This is a genomic window from Pseudactinotalea sp. (assembly GCF_048594945.1).
Lineage (GTDB): Bacteria > Actinomycetota > Actinomycetes > Actinomycetales > Beutenbergiaceae > Pseudactinotalea.
This window is the reverse complement of the sequence record NZ_JBMDXJ010000148.1, coordinates 1-9,049: the sequence shown is the minus strand read 5'-3', so window position 1 is coordinate 9,049 and position 9,049 is coordinate 1. Positions and strand designations below refer to the sequence as shown.

Annotated in this window: 6 protein-coding genes; 4 read left to right on the top strand and 2 right to left on the bottom strand. The window is 69.3% G+C overall.

The features are described from left to right. From ACOJSN_RS06980 to ACOJSN_RS06965, 4 genes are all read left to right on the top strand, one after another. On the top strand, positions 1 to 640 hold a 640-nt coding region (locus ACOJSN_RS06980; RefSeq protein WP_420111782.1), incomplete at its 5' end, for an ABC transporter ATP-binding protein. Further along, entirely contained in the window at positions 633 to 1,559 is a 927-nt protein-coding gene (locus tag ACOJSN_RS06975) for an ATP-binding cassette domain-containing protein (RefSeq protein WP_420111781.1), read from the top strand. The genes ACOJSN_RS06980 and ACOJSN_RS06975, both read left to right, overlap by 8 nt. A 347-nt stretch (positions 1,560 to 1,906) precedes the next feature. After that, positions 1,907 to 4,339, top strand: a complete 2,433-nt coding sequence (locus ACOJSN_RS06970) for a DUF4157 domain-containing protein (protein ID WP_420111780.1) — start codon at positions 1,907 to 1,909, stop codon at positions 4,337 to 4,339. Between the two features lie 3 nt (positions 4,340 to 4,342). Then, positions 4,343 to 6,286 (top strand): ATP-binding protein, encoded by a 1,944-nt coding sequence (locus ACOJSN_RS06965; protein WP_420111779.1) that lies wholly within the window; start codon positions 4,343 to 4,345, stop codon positions 6,284 to 6,286. Between the two features lie 4 nt (positions 6,287 to 6,290). Here ACOJSN_RS06965 and ACOJSN_RS06960 read toward each other — a convergent pair whose 3' ends face one another. After that, entirely contained in the window at positions 6,291 to 7,916 is a 1,626-nt protein-coding gene (locus ACOJSN_RS06960; protein WP_420111778.1) for a cytochrome b, read from the bottom strand. Beyond that, positions 7,906 to 9,049, bottom strand: a 1,144-nt coding sequence (locus tag ACOJSN_RS06955) for an NAD(P)/FAD-dependent oxidoreductase (RefSeq protein WP_420111777.1), incomplete at its 5' end; no start/stop codon positions are given. The genes ACOJSN_RS06955 and ACOJSN_RS06960, both read right to left, overlap by 11 nt.

Here is a 9,049-nt window from a genome sequence, read left to right as displayed (position 1 = left end):
GGGGTCCGAGGTGAGCGCTGATGAGGCGACGTTCGACGGTCGGCCGTGCGAGATCGGCGCCCGGGCGCCCCGGCATGGCCGGCTGCCGAACTCGATGATCTTCCAGGACCCGACGACGGCGCTCAACCCGTTGCGCAAGGTCGGCTACCACCTCGACGAGGTGGGCCGACGCTTCCACGGGTGGCCGCGGCAGCAGGCGCGTCGTCACTCGGTGGAGCATCTGGACCTGGTCCGGATCGACGACCCGGAGCGGCGGCACGGCCAGTACCCGCACGAGCTCTCGGGCGGCATGCGACAGCGTGTGATGATCGCCATGGCTCTGCTGTCGCGCCCGCGGCTGCTGATTGCCGACGAGCCCACCACGGCGCTCGACGTCACGATCCAGGCGCAGGTCCTCGACCTCCTGCGCTCGGTGCAGCAGCAGACCGATCTGTCGATCGTGTTCGTGACGCACGATCTCGGCGTGGTTGCGGGCATGTGCGAGCAGGTCGTCGTGATGCAGCAGGGCCGGGTGGTCGAGACTGGCAGCGTCGACGACATCTTCTACCGGCCGCAGCAGGACTACACCCGCCGCCTGCTGGATGCCATCCCGGGGCGCGACCTGCTCACCGACATCCGGCAGGAGGAGCGCGATGGCTGAGCGGTGCGCGGCGAGGCACGGCGAGGCGCTCGTGCGGCTCGACGGCGTGACGAAGGACTTCCCGATCAGGGGCGCCTTCGGCGTTCGCACGGGTGTGCTTCGAGCGGTCGACGGCGTGAGCCTCGACATCCGGGAGGGCGAGAACCTGGGTCTGGTGGGGGAGTCGGGCAGTGGCAAGACCACGCTGGGCCGGATGATCCTGCAGATGGAGAGCCCGACGGTGGGCAGCATCAGCTTCGGTGGTGTCGAGCAGGGCGGGCTCGGCCGCCGCGAGCTGCAGCGCTACCGCCGGCAGATGCAGATCGTCTTCCAGGACCCCTACTCGGCGCTGAGTCCCCAGCGAACGGCTCTGCAGCAGGTCACGGAGCCGTTGGAGGTATTGACCGACGACCCTGATCCTGAGGGGACCGCGGAGGCGGTGCTCGCGCGGGTCGGGATCGACGACGTGCACAAGTTTCCTCGCGAGTTCAGCGGCGGGCAGCGGCAGCGGATCGTCATCGCGCGCGCCATCGCGGTCAATCCGCAGTTCGTCGTGTGCGACGAGGCGCTGTCAGCGCTCGACGTGTCCGTGCAGGCGCAGATCCTCGGGCTGCTCAGGGGGTTGCAGCGTGATCTCGGTCTGACCTACTTGTTCATCTCGCACGACCTCGCGGTTGTGCGGGAGCTGTGCGACCGGATCGCCGTGCTCTACCGCGGCCAGCTGGTGGAGATCGGCCCGACCGGCGCGGTGTTCGCCGATCCGCGGCATCCGTACACCCGCAAGCTGCTGGCGGCCATCCCGGTGGCGGACCCGAGGCTTGCTCGGGACCCGGCGCGCAGGCAGGCGCGCGCCGAGGCCGCCGCCGCACGGATCGACGTCCCCGAGGAGCCGTTGCCGCTGATCGAGGTCGGGCCAGCACATCTCGCTGCCGTGGGCTGACCACACGGAGGCGGCTGGATGGTCGTGCGCTGGGCGCACCGCTCCGGCCTCATCGTCACCAGGCGTTCGGTGTGCCGGTCGTCAAGGTGCTACCAGTCGACGGCGATGTACTTCTTCTCGAGGAACTCGGCGATACCAGCACGTCCTGGACGATGCCGGGCAGCTGTCTGCGGCGGCACACTCGTGCCGCAATCATGCCGGGCCACCCGCCCGCACGTCAGTGCCCGCGCCTGTGTCGCGAGGGCCTGCGGTTCTGGGTACCGATTACCGATGTCGTCGAGGCCAGGGCGCTCCTAGCCTGAAGCGATACCGGGAGCAAGGGGTCGACGATGGGTCGAGCAGAGCGCATGCTGGCCGACAAGCAGCAGATGTCTCCGGCACTCGAGGACGAGCGGCTGGCGAGCGCGCTCGAGCCAGCGCTTGCGGCGCCGGCACGTTCGGGCCCCGTGACCGGAACATTGGTGGGCGCATCCCATGACAGCGCAGAAGGCGCCGCCGATCGTGCCGCCGAGACGGCGATCGCCAGGATGCGTGCGGCGGATCATCCCGCGCACCTCGACCACGGCCACGACGACGCCGGGCACGCGAGTGCCGTGCCGGTGCGGCGACTCGCCGCCGGCCACGGGGCGATCGGTGCAGAAGGTGGTGCGCTCGATGCCGACTCCGATCGGCTGCTCTCACAGCAGTCGGGGAGGGGCACACGCCTCGACACGCCGGTGCTGCGGCGGCTCGAGAGTGGCTTCGGGACCTCGCTCTCGCACGTGCGGGTGCACCGCGGCGCTCACGCCGAGCAGCTGAGCGCCACGATGGGCGCGCTCGCGTTCACGCGCGGCTCCGACGTGTTCTTCGGCGCCGGGCAGTACGCGCCCGACACTGACGAGGGGATGCACACGCTCGCCCACGAGGTGGCGCACACTCTGCAGCCCTCCGGATCCGTGCACCGCAAGCTCGCCGGCACCGCGATGGCCGCGCAGAGCATGGGAGGTGCGGGGACGTCCGGGAGATTGCGGAAGGCCGTCGGTCTGGGCAAGAACTGGGACAAGATCCTGGGCGGATTGCGTGACTACGAGCGGCTCGAAGCCGCCGTCATGGGGAAACTGGGCAAGGCGCGGGAGAAGGAGTTCGATAAGCGTCGCAAGGCGATGCGATCCAAGCTCGTCACGGTGAGCAAGATGGTCGACAGCTGGGAGGCAGCGAACTCCAAGCAATCAGCAAAGGGTCCGCAGACCGATGACCGCTTCGATTACGACCCAGAGCAGGCCTTCGATCAGCGCGCCAAGGCGGAACGTCGACAGGTCATCGCGATGCTCCGCCCTCGGCTGGCGAACGAATTGAGCCTCGTCAACGCCGGCGCGCCCCAGTGGCTCAGCGCTGTCACGCTTGCGCCATCGTCGGAAACCTCCCGAGGCCGCAGTGCCGCCGGTATGAAGAACACGGTGACGGAGTCCACCTGGGACACACCAGAGGGGCCCCAGTTCACGGGCTTCTTCAAGGCCGACAAAGGAATGTCCACGGACGTTGAGCCGCAGGAGATCGCCGTCGGCATCACGTGGGAAGACCCGAACTTCGGTGCACGCGCTGTCGCCATGTACCGACTCGACCAGCTCTTCAACGCTGGCGTCACGGCTCGGGCGGAGTTCGCGGTGCAGACGTTGGTCGCCGCCGATGGCACGGCCAGGAGTCACCTCGGAACGGTCCTCGAGTCGGCCCAAGGCGCGGGTGCATCCGACTATCACGTTCGACACGATGGAGGCGGGCGCGGGCCAGACGCCCAGGGCAAGGAGACGATCTCCCTCGACGACCCGGTGCTCCAGTCTTCGCTCAACAAGTTGCAGCTGCTCGATGCCGTTTGCGGTCAGCTCGACCGCCACCAGGGCAACTACCTGATCCAGACCGACGGGGCTGGAGGGGTGACCGGGATCACGGGCATCGACCTGGACATGGCGTTCGGGTCAAAGATGGACCACGTGATCTCGGGCACCGAGGCGATGTGGGCGCGGGACGACGGGACACCCCACGGACCGATCGCGGCCCAGCGGGCGCAAAACTACCGTGGTCTTCCTCCCTACGTGGACAGGGACTTCGGTGAAGCACTCCTCGGTATCCCATCGCAGCTAGTTGCTGATGCGCTGAAGGGCCTGCTGTCTGATGAGGAGATCGCGGCGACCGTGACCCGATTCGGTCTCGTGCAAGACCACATCCGCGCCGAGCAGCAGGCGGGCAAGTTGGTGGACACCTGGGACGGGACCTTGACTCGACCTCTCGTCCGAGATCGGACACCTACCGATGCGCAGTTCAACAATCGCGTGGTGGCAAGCGAGAACCGCTCCTATTCCGACGATCTGGAGAAGTTCTCCTTGCAGGGTCTGATTGCTCGTGTCCAAGGGACCGTCGACAGGCTGCTCGCAGGCGACCGGGTCCTGGACATGCTGCTCGAGAGCAGGCGGAAACCGGGCAACCGCAGCTCCGGCGTCTATGTCGCCTTCCGTCGTGGCGTGGCCAAGGGGTTGGCCGGCGAGGGCGTCACTGAGGGCATCGCCGCTGCGCTGTACAACACCAAGCGCAACGGCGCACACGAGACGCTGACGTCACAACTTGTCCAGCAGTTCCTGTGGTGGTTCGTGACTCCGGAGCGAGTGAGCGAATGGGTGAGAGTCTTCATCGATGGTGATCGAGATGTCGAGGAACTGACCAGAACGGTGGCAGCCGAAGCCAAGGCGTTTGCGGGTGCCCGGTTGAAGGCGTACACCGAAGAGATGCTTCGCGCGGGCCGTGCCTGACAGATGAAGGCAGCCGCCGCACCTGTGAGCGAGCACGCGCTCTTCGCGGCGACGTTGGCGGCCCTGGAGACTGCGCGGGGGCGGCGACACCACGGCTTGGACATCGGCGCCGGGAGCGACGCGCTCAACGCCGCAGCCCTCGAGCACGAGGCGCACGCCGAGATCGATACCGAGCTTGGCAGCCGGCTGGCCACGCTCGTCGATGCATGGGGGCTGAACCAGAGCGAGACCGCGATCGTGCGCGTCCTCACCGCGCTCGCACTCGACCCGAACCTCGACCTGGCTGCCCGAACGCTGACCGCGCCAGATGCGCCCGGGCCGACCCTCGCCGTCGTGCTCGAACTCGCAGGGATAGGGCTGCTCGATGAGGCGGCGACAGCCGCCCTACGCCCCACTGGCCAGCTCCTGCGGCATGGGCTGCTCGCGATCGAGGGGGGCGGGTCGCTGCTCTCACGGACCGCACGCGTCGACGACCGGTTCGTTCGTGCGGTGCGTGGTGACACCACGCCGGAGCCTGCGCTGGCTCGGCTGCTGAGGCGGCCGCCGCACATCGACCTCGAGGCGGTGGCCGATGTCGCTCGCGCGTTGCTCGCCGACGAGCCGCTCGTCTGGATCCACGAGCCATTGGGTGGGACCGGCTCGGTCGTCGCGGCGAGCAGCTGCGCGCGGCTGGGGATCGGGGCCGTCGTGGTCGACCTGGGATCGCGTGTCACGAGTCTGGGCGAGGTGCTGCGCGAATCGCTAGCGCACGCCGTCTCGCGTCAGCAGATCCTGGTCCTAGCAGGTGTGAGTGAGGAGGACGCGGCGTCGGTCGCAGTGGGCTGCTGGGCAGCACCCGTGCCGGTCGTGGTGGTGGCGACCTGCGGCTGGGATGTGCGCTGGGCCGAGCATCTCCCGCCCGTGATCGCCTGCGGGCGACTTCCGAGCGAGGAGCGCCGGGCACTGTGGCGCAGCGAGCTGGGTGTGGACGACACGGCGATGCTCGACCGCGTGGTCGGGCTTCAGATGTCACCCGAGGAGATCGTCGCTGTGGCCGCGCACGCCCGCACCATGGCGGCGCTCGCGGGCATGGCGCAGCCGGATGCCGAGCTGCTACGGCAAGCGGCCAGAAGGCTGGGCAATCACGGCTCAGCAGGCGCCGGCGCGCACGCCGCCACCATGGACGATCTCGTGCTGCCAGCCACCACCCGGCGCGAGATGGAGCGGCTGCTGTCGTGGGCGGAGCACCGCGATGACGTCAGCGCGCTCGGCCCGCTGCACGGCACCGGCGGCAAGGCGAACGGCATCACCGCGTTGTTCTCGGGCGGCCCCGGCACCGGCAAGACGCTCGCCGCGCACGTGATCGCCGAGAGCCTCGGAATGGAGCTCTACCAAGTCGATCTGACCACCGTGGTGGACAAGTACATCGGCGAGACCGAGAAGAACCTCGAGCGGATCTTCCGTGAAGCCTCCGCCATGCACGCGGTGCTGTTCTTCGACGAAGCCGATGCGCTCTTCGGGGCACGGTCAGGTGTCTCCGACTCCAAGGACCGGTACGCGAACATGGAGGTCGCCTATCTGCTGCAGCGCATGGAGAAGCTCGACGGCGTCACGATCCTCGCGACCAACTTGAAGGGCAACCTCGACCCCGCCTTCGCCCGCCGCCTGCACTTCATGATCAACTTCCCCGACCCCGACGCTCCCACCCGCGAGCGGCTCTGGGAGCAGCATCTGCAGCCCGTGGTCACACGTGACGACGACGACCCGATCGACGTCGAGTTCCTCTCCCGCGAGATCGAGCTGACCGGTGGCGAGATCCGCAACGTGGTGCTCGCCGCCACCTACGACGCGGTGGGTGAAGGCAGCGGCCTCGGCATGAGGCACGTCGGCGTCGCCGTGCTTCGCGAGCTCTCCAAGCTCGGTCGCCGGCCGCGCGAAGCAGTCGCCGCGCGGTTCGCCGCGGCCTGACCCGCTAGGCCCGCAACTGCGGACTGGCTGAGCCCGCGTTCGCCGGCGTGGGCGCGAGCTCGGCCGTCGGCGTACCGAGCGAGGTGCGCTGAGGGCGGACATGCCCCTGGGCGAACCACCGGCCGAGATGTCCGCGCAGGCGCTGCCTCGCCGCCAGTCGGCCGTGCAGGCCCGGCCGGACCGGGGCGGCGAGGACGGGCGTCGTCTCCAGCAGCGCGCGTGTGGCCGCATCCACGGGTGCGTGCGTCTCCGCGTAGCCACCATCCGCGGTGCGGACCACGTGCCCGGTCTCGTGTCCGTGGAGGGCGAGGTGGCGGTCCTTGCGCTGCAGCCCGACCGCGATGCGGCGGGTGACGCCGAATGCGAGCGGCGGCCCGAGGATCAGCGTGACCTGCAGGGTGCGGATCACGGACTCGAAACTCACGCCGAACGTCGTTGCGATGATGTCGGCGCCGGCCGCTGCCCACAGGACGCCGTAGAACAGTGCTCCGGCGACGCCGATGCCCGTGCGCACGGGAACGTTGCGCGGCCGCTCGAGCACGTGATGATCCTGGGTGTCGCGGGTGATCCACGACTCCAGGAACGGGTAGGCGGCCAGCGCGATGAACCACGCGCCCACCACGGCGACGGGAACGAGGACCGCGAAGGTCCACGTGTACCCGAACCACACCACCTCCCACCCTGGTGGAACCAGTCGCAGCGCCCCGTCCAGCAGGCCCATGTACCAGTCGGGTTGCGAGCCCGCTCCGGCGTTGCCGGGGTCCGCCGGACCGTACGACCACACGGGACCGATCGTCGTCGCCGCGCCGAACAGGACCAGCACGGCGGCGGTCACTGCGCCCATGCCCAGCATCGCGAGGGCTCCCACCGGCCAGAGCCGGACACCACGCGAGCCCGTGGCTGCGGCGCGGGCCGGGACCGTCGGTCCACGACGACGCGCGAGGATCAAGCGAAGCACCGCGATGGCGACGATCCCGGCAGGAACCAGGGCCGTATGGATGGCGTAGAGGCGCTCGATGATCAGCCCGGGGAACTCGCCGCCGAAGAGCAGCCGGGCCACCCACACCCCGACGACGGGGATGCCGAGTGCGACACCCTCCACGATCCGGAGACCGGTGCCGGACAGCATGTCGTCCGGCAGTGCGTATCCGGACCAGCCACCGACCATGACCAGGACGAGCAGCCCCACCTGGAGCAGCCACGAGAGTCGGCGCGGGCGGCGGAACGCCCCGCTGAAGAACGCTGACATCAGCTGCACGACCAAGGAGGCGGGAAGCAGCAGCGCCGCCCAGTGGTGGGTCTGCCGGAGCAGCAGGCCGCCGGTGACCTCGAAGGAGATGGCCATGACGGAGTTGAAGGCCTCCGAGACACGAGACCCCACCAACGGGACGTAGCCTCCGGCATAGGTGACCAGGTCGCCGGAGGGGACGTAGTGCCGGGACAGCAGGATCCCGGTGACCGCAAGGACGACCACCGAGGTGGCCGTGACGACCCCGAACAGGTTCGTCCACGTCAGGTGCACCCGACGCCGGGCCAGCCCGGCGAGAGCACCGCGCGGACTCCGGCGGTGCTGCGGTCGGGCGCGGACGAACCGTCGTCGGAGGGTGGCCGCGCGGCGGTCAACGGGCATGAGGTGCTCCCATGGGCTCGTCACCGTGTTCCGGGGCTGGGCCGGAGGCCGCCGCCTCGTGACGTGCTGGAAGCATCAGATCGGGGTCGCCGCCGTGGCGCAGTGCATCGTGAGGTCGGCCGATCCAGGGCAGTGAGGCGATGTCGCGGCCGAAGATGAGCGCCGCGAACCACACGAGCAGGACCTGGGCCTTGCGCTGCCATGTGGGGATGGCGAGCACGTGGTACCCGCGATGCATCATCCAAGCGACCCACCCGCGGACGACGATGCGTCGGTACTGGAAGATCCCGTACCCCATACCGAGGGTGGCGACCGTGCCCAGACTGTGGTGCCGGTACGGCCGTGGCTCTCGCCCGCGGAGAGTTGCGAGGATGTTCGCGGCCAGGCGCTTGCCCTGCCTGACGGCGTGCTGAGCGTTGGGCACCGTGAGCGCGCCTGGCGCGGAGGACGCGAGGTCGGGAATCGCGGCGCCGTCTCCGGCGGCCCACGCGTCGGTCACGATGTGCTCGTGCGTCCCCACGCGCAGATCGGGGCGCGTCATCACCAGACCGCGCGCGTCGAGCGGCATGTCGGTGTGATGGGCGACGACGGGGTTGGATCCGTTCCCCGTGGCCCACACGAGAATCCCGTTGGGGTACTCCTCGCCGGTCGAGAGCACGATGCGCCCGTCCGTGGCGGAGACGACACGGGCGTTCAGGTGGATGTGGCCGCCGCGTTCCTCCAGGTGACGCACGACCCAGCCGCCCGGTCCGTCGCTGACCTCGGGGAGGATGCGCTCGCTGGCTTCGACGAGATGGAACGACAGGTCGTCGACGTCGAGTTCGTCGAAGGAGCGCAGCAGGCTGGTGCCCAGCGAGAGGAGTTCGCCGAAGAGCTCGACGCCCGTAAATCCGCCGCCTGCGATCGTCACGGTCAGCGCGGCGCGCCGTTCGGGCCCTGGTGGAAGGTGCGCGGCCCTCACGAACGCGCCGAGCAGCCGGTCTCGCACTGCGATGGCTTCCTCGACGGTCTTCAGCCCGAGGGCTGCCCCGACGAGACCGGGTACCGGGAGCGTGCGGGTGATGGCGCCGGCGGTGAGGACGAGCATGTCGTAGCTGATCCGGTGCTCCCGTCCGTCCAGCGTGCGCACCTGA

Bases quoted from the DNA above. Each gene is read 5' to 3' on its own strand.
- ACOJSN_RS06965 (WP_420111779.1), top strand. From the start codon at position 4,343: ATGAAGGCAGCCGCCGCACCTGTGAGCGAGCACGCGCTCTTCGCGGCG.
- ACOJSN_RS06970 (WP_420111780.1), top strand. From the start codon at position 1,907: ATGCTGGCCGACAAGCAGCAGATGTCTCCGGCACTCGAGGACGAGCGG.
- ACOJSN_RS06960 (WP_420111778.1), bottom strand. From the start codon at position 7,916: ATGCCCGTTGACCGCCGCGCGGCCACCCTCCGACGACGGTTCGTCCGC.
- ACOJSN_RS06975 (WP_420111781.1), top strand. From the start codon at position 633: ATGGCTGAGCGGTGCGCGGCGAGGCACGGCGAGGCGCTCGTGCGGCTC.